Source organism: Cytophagia bacterium CHB2, assembly GCA_030263535.1.
In the GTDB taxonomy this organism is placed as follows: domain Bacteria; phylum Zhuqueibacterota; class Zhuqueibacteria; order Zhuqueibacterales; family Zhuqueibacteraceae; genus Coneutiohabitans.
In genome coordinates this window covers 1-17,062 of sequence record SZPB01000112.1, presented here as the reverse complement: position 1 = coordinate 17,062, position 17,062 = coordinate 1, and the positions used below count along the sequence as shown (strand labels likewise).

Genomic DNA, 17,062 nt, shown 5'->3' with positions numbered 1-17,062 from the left:
GGCCTCACGCCCGATAATGTGTATCATATTTTTGTCGATCCCGCCTCGCATTTGATCAAACGCTGGGAATATTTTTCAACTAGCGGCGCAGCGCCGATTGCAGCCGAATGGAACAACTGGCAAAACTTCGGAAACATCAAATTGGCGACGGAGAGAGTTCTGGCCGGCAGGAATCGCAAAATCGTTTTTACCGATATTATCGCAGCCGCACAAGTTGACAGCAGCGTTTTCGCTTCTCCAGCACAAATCAGCGCCGGATCGCATTAAAATTTCCCGCTCGCACTCGCGCCCGCATGTTCAAGCCGTGACAACGCGCGCGAGTGCACGCCTCCTGTCCTTCGCGCTTCATGCCTGAACCGCGCGATAAATGTCCAGCAACACCCCTTCCGACCATTCTTTCTCCTTGAGAATATCATGCTGATCCGTCTCGATCACCAACACACGATGATTGGCCGCCGCGCGTTTTGCCCAATGATCATAAGCAATATTCAACTGCGCTAAATATTCCTTATCGATATTTTGCTCATAGTCACGGCCGCGGCGGCGTATGCGGCTGATCAAGGTCCAAATTGAGGCCCGCAAATAGACAAAGACTGCGGGCGGCTGCAGCGCTTGCGAGATCGAACGGTACAAATCGAGATAACACGCAAAATCGCGCTCCAGCATCAAGCCGCGATCAAATAGATTTTGCGCAAAAATTTCGGCGTCTTCATAAATCGTGCGATCTTGCACGCAGATGGTGTTGTTGCTCGCCTGAATGCGCAGATGATCTTTGAGGCGTTCCTTCAAAAAGAAAAGCTGTGAATGAAAAGCCCAGCGGCTCATGTCTTTATAAAAATCGGCGAGATAGGGATTGTGCACCTCTTTCTCGAAGAACACCGTCCAGCCAAAGCGTTCCGCCAGCAGGCGCGTCAACGTGGTTTTGCCCACGCCGATATTGCCGGCAATTGCCACAAAAGCATTGCGTTTTGATTCAGGGTTTTGCATAAAATGTGACGTTCGTGAGCACGACGTGGGCGAGATGCTCCATGCCGCCCACGGCTTGACGAGTCGCATTATAAGGAATTCATGCCAAAACGCAAGCGCTTTGTGCAAACCTTTTTCACGCGGCATTGTCTATTTCATCAAGCTATGACAGAGACCGAAGAAAGACTCATTCGACGCGCACAGCAGGGCAACCTCGCGGCGTTCGAGCAGCTCGTGGCGTTGCACGATCGCCAGGTGTTGAAGCTCGCTTTTCATCTCTTGAGCCGGCGGGAAGACGCTGAAGACGTCTATCAAGAAATCTTCGTGCTCGTGTTTCGCAAGATCGGCACGTTTCGTTTCGAAAGCGAATTTTCAACCTGGCTGTATCGCATCGTGGTGAACACCTGTATCAATTATCGCAAGAAACGCAGCCGCGAGCGGTTTTATTCGCTGGAATCTCCGCTGGCCGAGGACGAAGAACCCGAAGGGCGTTATCAAATCGCCGCGCCCGAGGTTGACCCGGAACGGGCGGCGATGAATCGCGAGTTGGGCCAGAAAATCTCCGAGGCAATTGCCTCGCTTTCCGAACAACAGCGCGCGGTATTCGTGCTGCGCCATTTTCACGGGCATAAATTGCAGGATATTGCCGCCATTTTATCCTGCGCTGAAGGCACGGTAAAAAACTACCTGTTTCGCGCAACGCAACACATGCAACAAAAATTACGAGCATACCACGAAGGTTCCATATGAGCATACCGGATCACATTCGCCAACTGTTGCTGCTCTACGACAGCAATGAGTTGAGCACAATCGAGCGCCAGCAAGTCGAAGAATGGCTGCGCACGAATCCCGCGGCGCAAGAAGAGCTGGCACTCATTCGCAAGTTGCAGCGCCAATTGCAGGATGCTGAGCAATTTGAGCTGGAGGAGGCCACCCTCAAACGTTTGCGTGCGAATCTTAATGAAGAGTTGCTGCGTGCGGCGCAAGCACCATCGTGGTGGCTGAATGGGCGTGAATTTTTTGGCGCCCAACGCCGTTGGGCCTGGCAGCTCGGCTTCGCAACGGCGATGTTGATTTTCGGTATCTTGATTGGACGCCAGTTTTTTTCGCCTCCGCGGATGATAGCGGAGCAATCGCCGGTGCCTTCGAATTGGCTGATGCCGGCAGAACCGTTCGTCACGGCAACCTCGTCGATCACACCGCAATTGGCCAATGTGCATCGCATTAACCTTGATCCGGTTTCCGGCCAGATCGAAATCGAATTCAGCACGGTGAACAATGTTTCTCTGCGCGGCACCATGTCTGATCCGGCGATTCGTCAGGTGTTGGCGCACACCATGCGCGGACAGGAACAAACCGGCTTGCGCCTGAAAGCGGTGAAAGCCGTCAATCAAACACGCGGCGCGGCAATGGCGCTGGCCCAGGATGACGATCTTACGGAAGCGTTGCTTTATGTTTTGGCGCACGACGCCAACGACGGCGTGCGTCTGAAAGCGGTGGCTGCCCTCAAAAACTTCGCATTAACGCCGAACATTAAAAGCGCGTTGATTCAAGCGTTATTGCGCGATGCCAATCCCGCAGTACGCATCGAGGCGCTGGCCGCGCTCAATCGCGTTCCGCTTGATCATCAAGAGGCCTCGGCCTTTGAGGCGGCGGCGGCCAGCGATTCAAATACGTATATTCGTTTGGAGGCAAAGCGGCTACTGCAAAACATGCAATCCGATTCATTGTAATTCGTTTTCCAGTTATCCAGATCCTCGTCCGGTGCTCACGCATTTCGGTTGTTCGAATTCGGAGTCAAAGATTTCATATTCTTTTGTTGAAGATTTGCAACACTTGGGCGATGGACTCTGACAGTTGAACCGTTAACACATCTCTTAACCACGGGAGTTTCATTCATGAAGAGTCGATTATTGATTATCTATGCGTGTTTTGGCTTGGTTATGGCCGGCAATATTTTTGGTCAGGACATTCGCCAAGAAGGCCGGCGCTACGTTGCCGAAATCAAAAAAGAATTCAAAACCGGCGCGCAAGGTTCGCTCGAAATGCGCGAGATTACCGGAGATGTCACCGTCAAAGCTTGGGAACAAAACAAAGTGGAGATTCTTGAGACGGTGAACATGGAAGTCTTCACGATGGAAGAGGCCAAACGCGTGCTGGAGGCTTGTCAAGCTTCGTACTCACAAACCGGCGATATCATTCTGGTTGAAGGCCGTGAACGGCCGCGCCGCTCCAGCGATTCGCATTTTCGTATTTCTGTGCCTTCCCACTTCAACCTGGATATCGGCACCAGCGGCGGCGATCTCGCCATCAGCCAGGTCAAAGGCACAATCAAACTGCGCACCTCCGGCGGCGATGTCGATCTGTTCGAAACCGGCGGGGAAGTGCGCGCCTCGACCTCCGGCGGCGACGTCACCGTGCGCAGCGCTGAGGGACGTGTATCCGTGAAAACCTCCGGCGGAAATTTGGAATTGGAAGGCATCAAGGGCGCGCTTGATGGCCAGACTTCGGGCGGCAACATCACGTTGCGCGGCGCGAACCAAACCGTTGACTTGCGCACCAGCGGCGGCAACATCGAAATTGTTGACGTCACGGGCGCGGTCGTGGCCAAAACCTCAGGCGGCAATGTTGAGGTTGAAAACACCAGCGGCAACGTTGAGGTTAGTACGTCCGGCGGGGACGTTGTTCTGCGCAGCATCAAAGGCGAAATCGAAGCCTCGACGTCCGGCGGCGATGTGCGCGCCACGACGTTATTGGGTCCGGCGAATCTGCGCACCTCCGGCGGCGATATTAATGTGCGTGATCTGATGGCGCGATTGCAGGCCTCGACCTCCGGCGGCACGGTTTCGGTTGAAATGACGTTGGCGGATTTCAGCAAGCCACATGATCTCAGCCTGAGCAGCAGCGGCGGCGAAGTCGAGTTGACTATTCCGGCAAAACTGCCCGCTAAAATCTACGCTGAGATTCGACTGGGAGACGGCTGGAATTGGGGCGAGCGTTATGACATCCAATCTGATTTCCCGCTGCGCATCGAACGCGACGATAAAGGCGAGCGCGCGGGTAGATACATTCGCGGCGAGGGCGAGATTAACGGTGGCGGCAACATTATCAGCTTGCGGACGAGCGGCGGCAACATCGTGATTCGCAAAGGCCGTTAATGTTCAACTCGAGTGGAAGAATTCTTCACCGCAGGATTTTCGCCGGTTGATTCTTCGCGCGGCACAAAAAAATCCCACAAAAGCACGTTCAAAAACGGCCTTTGTGGGATTTCTATTTTGCATGTAACTTGTTTGATTGATATTCTGCTTGTGGATTTTCTGTTACGATGTTATGTTGCGGGCAATGAAAACGGCATGTCCCAATTGACTCTCAAAACGCCGGCACAACTATGAAATCACCCGTTTCCCACATTACGGAGTCGTTCACCGAGTCTGTCATTCGCGAGATGACGCGGCTCACGCTGCTGCACGGCGGCGTCAATCTCTCGCAGGGCTTTCCAGATTTTGGGGCGCCGCACGAAGTCAAAGAAGCGGCAGTCGCGGCCATTCGCGCGGATATCAATCAATATGCCATTACCTGGGGCGCTGCCAAGCTGCGCGAAGCCATTGCCGAAAAAGCGCAGCGCTATAACCACATGCAGGTTGATCCGGCGAAAAACATAACCGTCACTTGCGGCTCGACCGAAGCGATGATCGCGACATTGCTGGCATTAATCAACCCGGGCGATGAAGTCGTTATCTTTGAGCCGTTTTATGAAAATTACGGCCCCGACACGTATCTCTCACACGCCACGCCGCGCTTCGTCAAATTGCGTCCGCCGGACTGGAATTTCGATGAGCGCGAGCTGCGCAACGCTTTCAACCGGCATACCCGCGCGATTATCATCAATACGCCGAACAATCCCACCGGCAAAGTCTTTTCACGGGAGGAATTGCAGATTATTGCCGGTCTCTGCCAGGAATGGGAGGTGTTTGCCATCACCGATGAAATCTACGAACATATTCTGTTTGAAGGCTCAGAGCATATCAGCCTCGCCAGCCTCGAGGGCATGGCCGAGCGCACGGTGACCATCAACGCGATTTCGAAAACCTATAGTCTTACCGGTTGGCGCGTGGGTTGGGCAATTGCGCCGGAAAAGCAAACGAATGCCATTCGCAAAGTGCATGATTTTCTCACCGTTGGTGCAGCCGCGCCGCTGCAAGAGGCGGCCGCGGTGGCGTTGCGTCTCGGCGAGGAGTATTATCGCGAATTGGCTACGAGATATTTGCAGAAACGCAATCGTTTGCTGTCGATATTAACAGCAGCGGGATTTCACTGCTGGACGCCACAGGGCGCGTACTACATCATGACGGACGCCGCGAAGTTGATGCAGCAAACCGGCCACACGAATGACAATGATTTTGCGCGTTGGATGATCAAGGAAATCGGCGTGGCCTCAGTACCAGGTTCGAGCTTTTATCGCAATCCCGAAGATGGCCGCAGCCAAGTTCGCTTTTGTTTTTGTAAGAACGAAGAGACTTTGGCAGAGGCAGAGGCGAGATTTAAAAAAATTTCATAACGCTGGGTGGGTAGTGTTTTACTTTACTATTCATTCTTTTTGCGCGAAAATTTTTCACCAATGCCTCTCGCGCTTTGACATACTTGCCAGTCGAATTAAAACTCTTCTATGATTGTCATCCCCGTTGGGGGCTAGCGCTTTTTGGTAGGTTGGCATATATGCCCCAACGGGGCGAGATGTGAGAGCGAAGGGCAACGCCCTGGGAAACAACGTTTGAGGGAAATTGCAAAGCGCCAACGGCGCGACATAGAACAAATCGAGGGAGAAAAATGTATGTGCCCTGATACCGCCCTTTCAGGGCTAAAGATATCATTATTAAATGACCCAGGGCGTTGCCCTGGGCTATTCTCTTTTTCCCCTTCGGGGAATTTTTTCTCGTGCGAGCATAGCACGTAACCTATTCAACGTGAAGTTTGAAAATGAGCCACTACCGCCCGTCAACGCTTCTTCCCCTGTGTTTTCGTACGATTCGGCGATTTCACCTTGCTGCTGTCCTGCTCCGGTGCGAAATCGTCGTAGAGCAAATAACGCTTGCGCTTTTCACGATACGCTTCCAGTTCTTTATCCCACGAGAGATAAATCTTTGCCGGCGATTCGCCGCGCGCCAACCGTATCCGCACCGAATCCGTTCCCATCGCTTGATCGAAGCTTTTGACACGCGCCGGATTAAAAATATTTTGATTCGGATAAAGCTTGAGCAGTGCGGCTAGAATATATAACTGCGTCAGCATCGGACGAAAAATCTGCGGCGCCGTCAGGTGTATTTGCACGCCGGCGAGCTGCATGTCTTTATGCCCGAAATAATAAGGGCGATAATGCAAGGGGCGGAAAAACACCCCCGGCAGCTTTTGCGCATTCAATTCTGCGGCGAGTTGCGGGCCGTCAATCCAGGTGTGGCCGAGCAGCTCGAACGGCAGCGTGTACCCCACGCCCTCGTTCACCGCGGATAGTTCGCCCATGCAACCGGTCGCGGCAATATGAAAAACCGTTTGCGCGTGCGGCACATGCGGCGAGGTCGGCACCCAGGGCAATCGTGTTTCCTCGAACAGCATGTAACGCCGCCAACCGCGCATCGGCACAACGATCAGATTTGCGCCGAACCGATATTCTTCATTGAAATATTTGGCCAGCTCGCCCGCCGTCAAGCCGTAGATGTAAGGAATCGGATAAAGCCCGATGAACGACTTAAAACGTTCATCTAGAATCGGCCCTTCAATCAACTCGCCGCCAAGCGGATTCGGGCGATCGAGCACGACAAAGGGTATGCCTTGTTTGGCCGCTGCCTGCATCGACAGCGCCATGGTATAAATGTAGGTGTACGCGCGCGAGCCGATGTCTTGAATATCATAAATCAAAATATCGACGTCACGCAGCATTTCCGGGGTGGGCGCGCGATTTTTACCGTAAAGCGAAAACGCCGGAATGCCGGTGCGTGTATCAATTGTATCCGCCACGTATTCGCCGGCAAAAACGTCGCCGCGCACGCCATGCTCCGGGCCGAACAATGCCACCAGCTTGACGTCGGGATGCGAATGAAGCGCATCAATCGTTGACACCAGCTCGGAGGTGACGCCCGTCGGATTGGTGATGAGCCCCACCCGCTTGCCGCGGACGAGATCGATTTGCTCGGTCAACAAAACTTCAATACCGGGCTTGACCTGCGCCTGTGTGAGAATTGGAATGATGATCGCCAGTAAGGTGATTCGCACTCGGGAAACAACATTGATTCTGTTCATTCACGATCCAGGTCTGATGAAATTTTGTGGAGGGATTGCAAGTTGCGGCAGGCCGCGGTTACAATTTCTTGCGATAACGCCAGAAAACGCGTGTGATTTTGGCGCCGGCATAGTGCAGATAAAAACCATATGGCCCCACCCAAGGAATGATGGCGCGGCGATGGCCTTGTGCTTTGATGTCCGCGAGACAACGCCGCAGCAAAACGCCGCCCAGGTTTTTACCGCGATAATCGGGATCCGTTCCCATTGGGCCGAACCAACCGGTGTTGAGATTGTTGCCGTCGTAAGCTGAAAATGCCACAACTTTTTGCTGATGCCAGGCGAGATGCAGCGTGATGGGATAATTCGACAGCGCGCGCTCAACTTCCGGAATCCACGCCGGCCAAAGCCGCTGCAGCAGCGCCATCACGTCGTCGCCGTCCGCCATCATCGCGCGGCGAATGTCGATGCCGTCGTGGCGCAATTTTTCTTCCTCGGCTTTGGTATCGAAACTGCGCGTGACAAGATCGGCTTCCAAATTCGAGGTGTCGCTGAAACGTTCGTACCCCTGCCGTTCGAAAAAGACCACGGTTTCCGTGTAGCGCGGATCGATCCCGGGCGTAAGATAATTGGGATTGCTCTCAAAGACGCGCAGCGCTTGGGCGCCCGCAGCGCGAAGTTTTTGCTCAAGGGTTTGCAACAGTTGCTTGCCTATGCCCCGGCGGCGCACGCTCGGGTCAACCGCCAGCAATTTGACATAACCCAAACCCTCCGCAGAAGCGCGGCGTTTGACGCCCATGATGAAACCCGCGGGGCGGTTTTCCTGCTCAGCCAGCAAAATGAGATTGGGATCATAATCCGGATCATCGAGCACTTTTTCCTCAAAAAGCTCGGGCGTCATTTGATCGAAAGCCGCGCTGCGATTCCAAATGGCAAGGGCGGCTTCAAAATCGGCGGTGCGCAAAGGTCTGATGGTCATAAACATTCGTCCTCGGAAGGTTCGATGCAAGCGCTCATGGAGCCTTTGCAATGGGGGATGCGCCAATCCGCGCCATACGCATGGATTTGATCGCGTTTGAACTCGGCGCGTTCGAGCGTCGTGGTATCGACGATCACGCGTCCGCGCGCATCGACTTCGCATGCCATTAAAAACGCGCGCTCGCGACCGTGATTAAAAATCTTCATCAGCATTTCAATCACATAGTCATAGGTGTGCTCGTCATCATCCAACAAAATGACGTGATACCGCGGAATATGCTGCTCGCGGGGCCGGGCTTGCGTTTTGCGCTTGTGGGTGGGGGCAATGACTTCCATAAAATAAAAAAGCATAATCCCGCGTCGCGGAACTACGCTCCTGACTTGTGTTGAGAGAATAACTCAGCGCTCGCTGCGGCGTTCTTTTTTGCGTGCATTAATTTCGTCACGCAAGCGGGCAGCGTCTTCATAGCGTTCATCTTCGATCGCCTTTTGCATCTCCAGCGTCAAGCGTTCGATGGGATCCGAGGGCGGCGCGTCCTCAGAGCGTTCCGCCTCCTTGTCCGATACCGAAGCTTTTTTCATGACGTCATCCGACACAAAAATCGGGGCTTGCGTGCGCAGCGCCAACGCGATCGCATCGCTCGGCCGCGCATCGACTTCCACGTGCTGGCCGTTGAGTTTCACGCCCACAATGGCGTAATAGGTATTCTCCCGCAAATCATTGATCACGATACGCGAGATGCGCGCTTCGATCGAATCCAGCAAGCTTTTCATCAAATCGTGCGTCAACGGCCGGGGCGGAATGATATTTTCCATTTGCAATGCAATCGCTTGCGCTTCCGAGGATCCGACCACAATGGGAAGCCAACGGCTATGCACATCATCTTTCAAAATGACGACAAAACGATTAGCGGTCGTATCCAGCGTCACACGATCAACTCGTACGGATATTAACATGCGAATAAACCTTCTAAGCCGTGCCTTGAAGTGTTACAAATATGAAACGAAGGTTGAGCAAGGCGTTGAGACCATTTTCAGCGATTCAAAAATGCCGCGCAATAATAGAAAAATAATCGAAAAGTGTCAAGCGAAATAAAGCCCGCTTGAACGCACAGAACGCCGTGCGTGCATGACTGGAGTATAATTATTCGCCTTGCCGCAATCTTGCGCTTGATTTTCTGGCGTTTTTCGCACAATTTGCCGCGGACCCCATAACCGTGAACACGCGGGCATATGACTCAAAACCTCGAAACAATCGAAAATGCGCTCGCCCGGCGCCGGCAATTTTTCGAAACCTGCACGGCATTTCGCATTTGCCATCATGAGTTTGGCCAGGGCTTAACGATCGATTATTATGCCGGCTATGTCTTGCTCATTTATTATGCCAACTTCCCTCGCAAGGATTTGGCCGCTATCGCCGCGCACACAGTGGCAGCGCTTACCGCAGCGGGATTGCCGGTCTACGGCGCGATACAGAGATTCCGCCCCGAAAATCTTTCGCATGCTCGTGAAACGGCTGTTGCGCCGCTGCAATCCGACCTGCTGTTTGGAACATTGCCGCCGCCGCGCTTTGTGATTCGGGAGTATGATCTGCAATTCACCGTATCGTTTCAAGAAGGCCACAACACCGGTTTGTTTTTGGATATCAAGCGCGCGCGGCAAAAAATCAAAATGATCGTCAAACCTGGCGACGAAGTCTTGAACCTTTTTTCATATACTGGGGGATTTTCCATGGCCGCAGCAAAGGCCGGCGCAGGCCGCGTCATTGAAGTTGACAGCAGTCCCAAGTGGCTGAATTGGGCGAAAGAAAATCAGGCATTAAACGGCGTGACCGTCGTGCGCCAACGCCGCGAAGATGCGTTGACGTTTCTGCATAAACAGAAAGACGAGGCGTTTAATTTGATTATTTGCGACCCGCCGACCTATGCCACGCAAAAATCCGGCAGTCGCTTCACGCTCGAGAAAAGTTTTAAAGAAATGCTGCCCGACCTCGCGCGCGTGCTTCGGCCAGCGGGTTACTTGCTCGCCAGTACGAATTTTCGCGGCATTTCACGGGAGAAATTTTTTAGTCTCTTCGCCCGCGAGTTCAACCTGCAAGAAGACGTGCCGATCAGCGCAGATTTTGCGGATGATGATTATCTTAAAATCGGATTGTTCCAAAAGAACCGGTCGCGTGCGTTTTGAAAAACATCCGGCAGCACGCGATCCCGATTCACTCCCACAAAAAAACTATTGCACTTCTATTCTGAAAATTTATAACCCTTAGCCCTGTCATCCCGTAGGGACCTTGTAAAAGCATTAGGCACAGCATCGAACAACTCACAAACCCCTTCGGAGGCCACTCAAATGAATTGCAAGGCCATTTACACGTTGATCACGCATAGCGAAGCCATTTGATAACTTCGGGCAGCGTCGGCCGCTTGCCGTACATCAACACACCGACGCGAAAGATTTTGGCCGAGAGCCAGACGCAACCGATCAACGTCACAATCATCAGCACAATGGACAAAACAATTTCCACCGGCGTCGCGGTTTCCATCGCAATGCGCGTCATCATGGTGATGGGGGCAAAAAACGGAATCAGCGAGAGCACTTTGGTCGCGGGCGCCGTGGGATTATTGATGATATAGATGCTGCAAAAAAAGGCCGCCATGAAAATCATCGTAATCGGCATCGCCATGTGTTGGGCGTCTTGGTCGGAGTTGACCAGCGAGCCGACACCGGCATACAACGTCGCATACAAAAAATATCCCAGCACAAAAAACAACACAAAGTACCCCAGCACCGATAGAGGTATGTGCGTCAGCTCAACGTTAGGCCCGGCGTTGGCGCCCAACATGCCGGCCACCGTGACGCCGTAAAACGATACCAGGCCGGCCACGGTTGCCCAAATCAGGAATTGCGTCAAACCCATCGCGCCGACGCCGAGCAGCTTGCCGGCCATCAGATAAAACGGCTTGACCGAGGAAACCACGGATTCCACTACGCGCGAGGTTTTCTCTTCCAAAACGCTGCGCAAAATGATCGCGCCGTAAAGTATCATCGCCATGTACAAAAAGAAGCACAGAATCCACGCGATGACGATTTTCATTTCGCTTTCCTTTTGTTCTTTGCCCTGGCCGCTGATCTTGAAGGCTTCTAGCCTGACGGGTTTCATCAATTTGCGGATGTTTTCGCCATCCAGGCCGCTGCGCGTGAGACGCTGATCGATGACGGCCTTGGTAATCGCGCTTTCGATTTCATTATTCTTGCGGAAATCGCTGGCGGTTTTGCCGTAAATTTCGGCGTGATTATTCTCGTGAATGCCTTGATCCAGGATGACGTAGTAATCGAGATCGCCGGCATCGACGCGCTCAGCGAGCACTTTCTTGGAGGTTTCGAGATTATTCACCATCTCGATTTTTTCCAGATTAAAAAGACGCGTCCCGTTTTCCGTCTTGGCATCGAGATTGTTTTCCAAACTCGCATACAATTCGCCTGTTTGATCAAGCACGCCAACTTTTTTGATCTCATCAGAAGAAATGGTGGCCAGCCAAATCTGGACGCCGAAGATGCCGACGATAAACAAGGGCATAAGAATCGTGCCGATGATGAAGCCTTTGGTTTTCACGCGCGAGAGAAACTCGCGGCGCATCACGGTGAACATTTTGATGAGGTTGCCCACGCGATCGTGCTGGGCGGTTGAAGTGGATGTCATCACTTGCTCCCTTAATTCGATTTTACCACGGACAGGAAAATTTCATGCAACGACGGCTCGGCCACTTCGAAACGCGTAATCTCCGCGTGCTCCAGCGCGCGATACAAAAACGCCTTGGGCGCGACACCCTTTTGCAAAGTGACTTCGACGTATTGGCCGTAATCGTTATAATGCTCAACCAGCGCTTGATCCTGCAAATAATCGGATTTGCCGGTGTAGGATAAAATTATATTCTTCGGACCGTAGCTTTTTTTAATGCTAGCCAAATTGCCGTCCAGCATTTTTTCGCCGCGATTGATCAAGCAGATCGCGTCGCACAACCGTTCGGCCTCATGCATTTGATGCGTGGAAAAAACGATGGCCGCGCCGCGTTTTTTCTGCTCCAGCATCACGTCTTTCACGAGCTGCACGTTGAGCGGATCGAGGCCCATAAACGGCTCGTCCAAAATCACCAAATCCGGCTCGTGCAGCACGGTGGTCAGAAATTGCAGCTTTTGTTGATTGCCCTTTGACAACTCCTCGACTTTTTTGTCGCGCGCCGGGCCTAAATCGAACCGATCGAGCCAGATATTCACTTTTGCGAGATAGTCCTTCTTGCGCATGCCTTTCAACTCGGCAAAAAAGTGCAGCGCTTCATGCACTTTCATCTTGCGATAAAGGCCGCGTTCTTCGGGCAAATAGCCCACGCGGTCGCGCAGGTACAACGCGTTTGGTTGCCCCAGCAAATGTATCGCCCCTGCGTCCGGCAAAATGATTTCCATGATCATGCGCAGCGTGGTGGTTTTGCCGGCGCCGTTCGGCCCGAGGAAACCATACATCGTTCCGGGCGACACGCTGAAATTCAGGCTCTTCACCGCCTCGACTTTGTCGAAGCTTTTGGAGACGTTTTCAAGTCGTAAAGTTTCCATAGGACGGCTTTCATAGGTTTTTTGGAGGGGTCGTTTTGACGGCCGTTTACGGCCAGTTTGCGCCAGAGTTACGGCTCTCATTGCGCGGCTAATGTAATCATTCGAGATTAGAGTTGCAAATTTATGAGAAGATTTTAGCTTGCACGATTGCATTGACAGGTGAAGCTGTACTTCAATATTAAAACCAAAAAGAAATCACGAACCATCAGGAAACCATCGCGCCTTGTTGCTATGCTTGAAATTCAATTTTGCGAAAATTCTCCGGTAGAATAACCTATGATCTCTCTTCGCCAACCCAATACGCCCTTGCGGCCGGCGTGGGTGGAAATCAATCTCACTCAAATGCGCCGCAATCTTGAACGCTTGCGTTCCGATATGCCGCCGCATTTGAAATGGTGTTCGGTGCTAAAAGATCAAGCTTACGGCCACGGCGCGGTGGAAATTGCCCGGCGGGCTGCCGCTGCCGGTGCGGCTTATCTCGCGGTGGCGACGCTTGACGAAGCGCTTGAATTGCATCAGGCCGGTTTGCAAACGCCAATTTTAATTTTTGGCGAGCGCCCTGAATCGGAGTTGGAGATTTGTCTGGCGCACGGCTTTCACGTTTTTGTGAATGATGCTGCGACAGCGAAGAATCTAAACAGTCTTGCAGCCAAACAAGGCAAGTGCGCCAGCGTGCATGTTGAAATCGACACCGGTTTGAATCGTTACGGCGTGCGTTGGACGAAAGCGTTGCCGGTTGTTGGAGAAGTTTTGCAATTTGCAAATTTGCAGCTTGCCGGCCTCATGACGCATTTCGCCATGTCTGACGAGCTTGATAAAACGTTTGCTCTGGAACAACTCCGGCGCTTCACCGAGGCCGTGCAACAAATTCGCCGCCACACAGTCTTACAGAACAATCTGCCGCCGGTGAACGCGCCGCTGCTGCACACCTGCAACAGCGGCGGCTATCTCGATCTTCCGCAAGCGCATTTCGACATGGTGCGCACGGGAATTTTGCCGCTGGGCGTTTATCCTTCGCAAGTGTGCCGACGCATACCCGGCTTGCAGCCGGTTATGTCAGTCAAGTCGCGCCTGGCGGCGATCAAGCAAATCGAACCCGGCGACACGGTGGGTTATGGCATGCGTTATCGCGCGGAATCACCGCGCACGATTGCCGTTCTCCCGCTCGGCTACGGCGATGGCTTTCCGCGCGTGCGCAATACGGGGTATGTTTTGGTGCACGGCAAACGCGCGCCCATCATCGGCGGCAATGCCATGGACGCGATGATGATCGATGTCTCCGATATTCCTGCCGCGCGAGTTTGGGATGAAGCGGTGATTATGGGCAAACAAGGCGAAGACGAAATTTCCGTGCATGCTCTCGCGGCCTGGGGCGGAACGGTTTCCTACGACCTCATGACGCGCTGGAGCTTGCGGCTGCCGAGGATTTATTTCGAAGAATAAAACTATCGTCATATTCACGTTTAACCAGGAAAGGCAGTTTGAGTAATTATGAAAGCAAAACTTCTAATCGTAAACCTGGCAGCGCTGGTCGCAGCCGCGGGTAGCAGTTTCGCCCAGACCGAACCGGGCAAAAGCTATGTTTCCTCCGACACCGTGCTTGTCATCGCTGAACGCATTGCGCCGTTGCCGGCTTCGAATAGCGCGGCGGCAAAATTTCCGCTGGCGCTGCGTCTAACGCCCGCGAGCGTCGGCGTTGTCACCAATTCCCTCATCGAAAATCAAAACGCCATCGTGCTGGGCGACGCGCTGAACAACGTCAGCGGCGTGAACGTGCAAACCGGTTTTGGCGCGTTCGATTACTTCGTGATTCGCGGCTTTGAATCGCTGACCAGCGGATTGGTGCTTACCGACGGCGCGGCGGAACCCGAAGTCACGTTTTATAATCTTTACAACATCGAACGCGTCGAGGTGTTGAAAGGCCCGGGCGCGTTTTTGTATGGCGGCAATCCGCTTTCTGGCGCGGTTAATCTCGTGCGCAAACAGCCCCACTTCAAAAACTTTTTCCATGCCAGCGGCTCTGCCGGCCATTTCAGCTCGTATCGCGGCACGCTCGATTTCGGCGTGACGAATGCCGAAAAAAACGTGGCCTTCCGCGCCAATGCGCTCTGGCAGGATTCGGAAAATTACCGCGACAACAAAGACAACGAAAATATCAGCATCAATCCTGCGCTCACCTGGCGGCTGAATGGCAAAACCTCCGTGACGGCGAATTTCGAGTATGTCAAAAGCAAATACCAGCCCGATTCCGGCCTGCCGCTGCTCAACAACGAAATTCCCAACGTGCCGCGTACGCAATCGTATCAATCGCCCTTCGACGTTTCCGATCAAACCGTTTTGCGCGGCCGCCTCGATTTCGAAACGCGCGTGAGCGGCAGCTTCACGCTGCGCAACAAATTTTACTACACCGATTTGGATTGGCAATCCGACGGCACGCTGCTGTTCGGCGCTTTTCCGACGCAATTCGGCAATTTCGTTTTCCGTTCGCTCACGGCGCTGGATGATCGCCAAAAACTCACCGGCAATCAATTGGAAGGATTGCTGCGTTTCAACACCGGCGCTGTGCGCCATCAAATCCTGGCCGGCGTCGAGTTAAGCCGCCTCGGCGATGAATTCACCCTGGCGGTTGCGGATTTGCCGGCGTTGAGCCTGGAGTCGCCGCAAGAATCGGCGGCTGCCGTCAATCCTTTTCCCTTTTTGCAAAATGATGCGCGCAGCGTGAATCTGGCGCCGTATCTCGTCGATCAAATCTTTTTTTCGGAAAAATTTCAAACGCTGATCGGCGGCCGATTCGATGTGATCGATTACAAAGACACGCATGCGATTCCGGTACAAGGCCAGCTCTTCAGCATTTCGACTGAGCGCGAGTATAAAAAATTCAGCCCGATGTTGGGATTGATTTTTTCGCCGACACAAAACTTTTCGTTTTACGCCAATGGCGGGCGCGCTTTCGGCCCGCCTTCCACGCAGGTGGTTGAAGATCTCAATGCCGAAGAAAGCCAGCAACTCGAAGCTGGCGTAAAAACCCAATTTTTGAACGGCAGGCTCAACACGGGCTTGGCGGTTTACCAACTCGACAAGAACGATCTCATCATTCCCGACTACAGCGGGCTGCGCTATCTCAGCGGCGAACAACGTTCACGCGGTTTCGAGATCGATGTGACCGCGCAACCCTCGGCAACCTGGCAGGCTTATTTGGCCTATGGTTATAATGATGCCGAATTGACCAGCTTTGTCGAAGACATTCTCGTGCAAACACAAGCCGGGCCGATGCCGCAGCGTGTGGATCGCTCCGGCAATACGCCGGCTTTTGCGCCGCAGCATATCTTGAATGTTTGGGCCACCAAAGCGATCAAAAGCAATCTCGGCTTCGGCGTGGGTGGCCGTTACGTAAGCCCGCAATTCATCGACGAAGACAACGGCTTTGAGATCGACAGCTACTTCACGCTCGACGCGATGGTATATTATCGCCTGGGCAACTGGAGTTGGAGTCTCAACGCTAAAAATGTCACGGACACGAAATATGAAACGCGCGGATACGGCGCCGGGTCGGTTCTGCCGGGCAATCCATTTGCCATTTTCTGCGCCGCGGAATTCCGGCTGTGAGGCGGCAAACTCTACTTGTTTCAAAGCGTTTTCGTTTTTATTATGTCACTTCGCAAGAGTGCGACGTTAACAGCTGAGCAAAAACAACGGGAGAAATCGTGAAAAACAAATCTGTGCGATGGTTGCTGTATGCCGCATGGGTCGTGGTATATCTGCTGCACAACGATCTCTGGAATTGGCATGATCCCAGCCTGGTGTTGGGCTTGCCAGTTGGACTGCTCTATCACATCGGGTTTTGCTTCATGGCAGCGGGCTTGCTCTTTCTGTTGACGCGCTATGCCTGGCCGGATTACCTCGACAGCAAGGCGCCGGAGGGCGCATCATGATCATTGCCATCATCTTCCTCTACCTCGCGATCGTGCTGACGGTCGGCATATTCGGCCACAAGCTTTTTCGCGCCACCGGCGAGGATTATTTCGTCGCCAGCCGCAGCATCGGTCCGTTCGTTTTGTTGATGTCTTTGTTCGGTACGAATATGACGTCGGTGGCAATTCTGGGTGCCTCGGGCGAAGCCTACCACGAAGGCATCGGTGTGTTTGGCCTGCTGGCTTCTGCCTCGGCGTTGGTGATCCCTTCGGTTTTCTTTTTTGTGGGCACGCGCGTGTGGGCGCTCGGCAAGCGCCATCGCTATTTG

General features: G+C 53.2%; 16 protein-coding genes and 1 pseudogene (1 of these 17 cut by a window edge). 10 read left to right on the top strand and 7 right to left on the bottom strand.

What is annotated here, in order from left to right; genetic code table 11:
* Window positions 1-267, top strand: a pseudogene (locus FBQ85_12725) (hypothetical protein) (it extends 546 nt beyond the left edge of the window).
* 78 nt (window positions 268-345) lie between these two features.
* On the opposite strand, the gene FBQ85_12720 reads toward FBQ85_12725, so the two are convergent.
* Window positions 346-1,113: a deoxynucleoside kinase gene (locus FBQ85_12720; protein ID MDL1876017.1), complete on the bottom strand. Its 768-nt coding sequence runs from the start codon at window positions 1,111-1,113 to the stop codon at window positions 346-348.
* Between FBQ85_12720 and FBQ85_12715 the strand changes: the two genes are divergently transcribed.
* The 4 genes from FBQ85_12715 to FBQ85_12700 all read left to right on the top strand — a co-directional run bounded on the left by FBQ85_12715 (window position 1,069) and on the right by FBQ85_12700 (window position 5,524).
* Complete coding sequence (locus tag FBQ85_12715; protein ID MDL1876016.1) at window positions 1,069-1,716, top strand: RNA polymerase sigma factor; 648 nt, start codon at window positions 1,069-1,071, stop codon at window positions 1,714-1,716. The two genes, FBQ85_12720 and FBQ85_12715, sit on opposite strands and share 45 nt — an antisense overlap.
* Window positions 1,713-2,699, top strand: coding sequence for a hypothetical protein (locus FBQ85_12710; GenBank protein MDL1876015.1), 987 nt, complete (start codon window positions 1,713-1,715; stop codon window positions 2,697-2,699). The genes FBQ85_12715 and FBQ85_12710 overlap by 4 nt, the downstream gene beginning before the upstream one ends.
* Before the next feature lie 165 nt (window positions 2,700-2,864).
* A complete protein-coding gene (locus FBQ85_12705; GenBank protein MDL1876014.1) occupies window positions 2,865-4,124 on the top strand; it encodes a DUF4097 domain-containing protein in 1,260 nt (419 codons plus the stop codon).
* Window positions 4,125-4,354: 230 nt separating this feature from the next.
* A complete protein-coding gene (locus FBQ85_12700) occupies window positions 4,355-5,524 on the top strand; it encodes an aminotransferase class I/II-fold pyridoxal phosphate-dependent enzyme (protein ID MDL1876013.1) in 1,170 nt (389 codons plus the stop codon).
* Between the two features lie 437 nt (window positions 5,525-5,961).
* Here the strand turns inward: FBQ85_12700 and FBQ85_12695 are convergent, their stop codons facing one another.
* The 4 genes from FBQ85_12695 to FBQ85_12680 are packed head-to-tail and all read right to left on the bottom strand — an operon-like array spanning window position 5,962 to window position 9,174.
* Entirely contained in the window at window positions 5,962-7,260 is a 1,299-nt protein-coding gene (locus tag FBQ85_12695) for a DUF1343 domain-containing protein (GenBank protein MDL1876012.1), read from the bottom strand.
* Between the two features lie 58 nt (window positions 7,261-7,318).
* Window positions 7,319-8,224 carry a GNAT family N-acetyltransferase gene (locus FBQ85_12690; protein MDL1876011.1) on the bottom strand — a complete coding sequence of 302 codons (906 nt, stop codon included), beginning with the start codon at window positions 8,222-8,224 and terminating at the stop codon, window positions 7,319-7,321.
* On the bottom strand, window positions 8,215-8,568 hold the full coding sequence (locus tag FBQ85_12685; protein MDL1876010.1) for an ATP-dependent Clp protease adaptor ClpS: 354 nt from the start codon (window positions 8,566-8,568) through the stop codon (window positions 8,215-8,217). Before FBQ85_12685 ends, FBQ85_12690 begins: the two co-directional genes overlap by 10 nt.
* Before the next feature lie 48 nt (window positions 8,569-8,616).
* Entirely contained in the window at window positions 8,617-9,174 is a 558-nt protein-coding gene (locus FBQ85_12680; GenBank protein MDL1876009.1) for a hypothetical protein, read from the bottom strand.
* Window positions 9,175-9,450: 276 nt separating this feature from the next.
* Here FBQ85_12680 and FBQ85_12675 point away from each other — a divergent pair, with 276 nt between their 5' ends.
* Window positions 9,451-10,401 carry a class I SAM-dependent rRNA methyltransferase gene (locus tag FBQ85_12675; protein ID MDL1876008.1) on the top strand — a complete coding sequence of 317 codons (951 nt, stop codon included), beginning with the start codon at window positions 9,451-9,453 and terminating at the stop codon, window positions 10,399-10,401.
* A 190-nt stretch (window positions 10,402-10,591) separates the two neighbouring features.
* Here the strand turns inward: FBQ85_12675 and FBQ85_12670 are convergent, their stop codons facing one another.
* Together FBQ85_12670 and FBQ85_12665 are read right to left on the bottom strand one after the other, a co-directional pair.
* Window positions 10,592-11,914, bottom strand: a complete 1,323-nt coding sequence (locus FBQ85_12670; GenBank protein MDL1876007.1) for an ABC transporter permease — start codon at window positions 11,912-11,914, stop codon at window positions 10,592-10,594.
* 11 nt (window positions 11,915-11,925) lie between these two features.
* Window positions 11,926-12,822, bottom strand: coding sequence for an ATP-binding cassette domain-containing protein (locus tag FBQ85_12665; protein MDL1876006.1), 897 nt, complete (start codon window positions 12,820-12,822; stop codon window positions 11,926-11,928).
* Between the two features lie 276 nt (window positions 12,823-13,098).
* Here FBQ85_12665 and alr point away from each other — a divergent pair, with 276 nt between their 5' ends.
* The 4 genes from alr to FBQ85_12645 all read left to right on the top strand — a co-directional run.
* Window positions 13,099-14,265, top strand: a complete 1,167-nt coding sequence (gene alr / locus FBQ85_12660) for an alanine racemase (GenBank protein MDL1876005.1) — start codon at window positions 13,099-13,101, stop codon at window positions 14,263-14,265.
* A 48-nt stretch (window positions 14,266-14,313) separates the two neighbouring features.
* Window positions 14,314-16,428: a TonB-dependent siderophore receptor gene (locus tag FBQ85_12655; protein ID MDL1876004.1), complete on the top strand. Its 2,115-nt coding sequence runs from the start codon at window positions 14,314-14,316 to the stop codon at window positions 16,426-16,428.
* A gap of 98 nt (window positions 16,429-16,526) precedes the next feature.
* A complete protein-coding gene (locus tag FBQ85_12650; GenBank protein MDL1876003.1) occupies window positions 16,527-16,754 on the top strand; it encodes a hypothetical protein in 228 nt (75 codons plus the stop codon).
* On the top strand, window positions 16,751-17,062 hold a 312-nt coding region (locus FBQ85_12645; GenBank protein ID MDL1876002.1), incomplete at its 3' end, for a sodium:solute symporter family protein. The genes FBQ85_12650 and FBQ85_12645, both read left to right, overlap by 4 nt.

What these genes read in the sequence shown, in the direction of transcription:
- FBQ85_12685 (MDL1876010.1), bottom strand. Translation starts at nt 8,568, where the DNA reads ATGCTTTTTTATTTTATGGAAGTCATTGCCCCCACCCACAAGCGCAAA.
- FBQ85_12665 (MDL1876006.1), bottom strand. Translation starts at nt 12,822, where the DNA reads ATGGAAACTTTACGACTTGAAAACGTCTCCAAAAGCTTCGACAAAGTC.
- FBQ85_12680 (MDL1876009.1), bottom strand. Translation starts at nt 9,174, where the DNA reads ATGTTAATATCCGTACGAGTTGATCGTGTGACGCTGGATACGACCGCT.
- FBQ85_12700 (MDL1876013.1), top strand. Translation starts at nt 4,355, where the DNA reads ATGAAATCACCCGTTTCCCACATTACGGAGTCGTTCACCGAGTCTGTC.
- alr (MDL1876005.1), top strand. Translation starts at nt 13,099, where the DNA reads ATGATCTCTCTTCGCCAACCCAATACGCCCTTGCGGCCGGCGTGGGTG.
- FBQ85_12715 (MDL1876016.1), top strand. Translation starts at nt 1,069, where the DNA reads ATGCCAAAACGCAAGCGCTTTGTGCAAACCTTTTTCACGCGGCATTGT.
- FBQ85_12710 (MDL1876015.1), top strand. Translation starts at nt 1,713, where the DNA reads ATGAGCATACCGGATCACATTCGCCAACTGTTGCTGCTCTACGACAGC.
- FBQ85_12695 (MDL1876012.1), bottom strand. Translation starts at nt 7,260, where the DNA reads ATGAACAGAATCAATGTTGTTTCCCGAGTGCGAATCACCTTACTGGCG.
- FBQ85_12655 (MDL1876004.1), top strand. Translation starts at nt 14,314, where the DNA reads ATGAAAGCAAAACTTCTAATCGTAAACCTGGCAGCGCTGGTCGCAGCC.
- FBQ85_12690 (MDL1876011.1), bottom strand. Translation starts at nt 8,224, where the DNA reads ATGTTTATGACCATCAGACCTTTGCGCACCGCCGATTTTGAAGCCGCC.
- FBQ85_12670 (MDL1876007.1), bottom strand. Translation starts at nt 11,914, where the DNA reads ATGACATCCACTTCAACCGCCCAGCACGATCGCGTGGGCAACCTCATC.
- FBQ85_12720 (MDL1876017.1), bottom strand. Translation starts at nt 1,113, where the DNA reads ATGCCGCGTGAAAAAGGTTTGCACAAAGCGCTTGCGTTTTGGCATGAA.
- FBQ85_12675 (MDL1876008.1), top strand. Translation starts at nt 9,451, where the DNA reads ATGACTCAAAACCTCGAAACAATCGAAAATGCGCTCGCCCGGCGCCGG.
- FBQ85_12705 (MDL1876014.1), top strand. Translation starts at nt 2,865, where the DNA reads ATGAAGAGTCGATTATTGATTATCTATGCGTGTTTTGGCTTGGTTATG.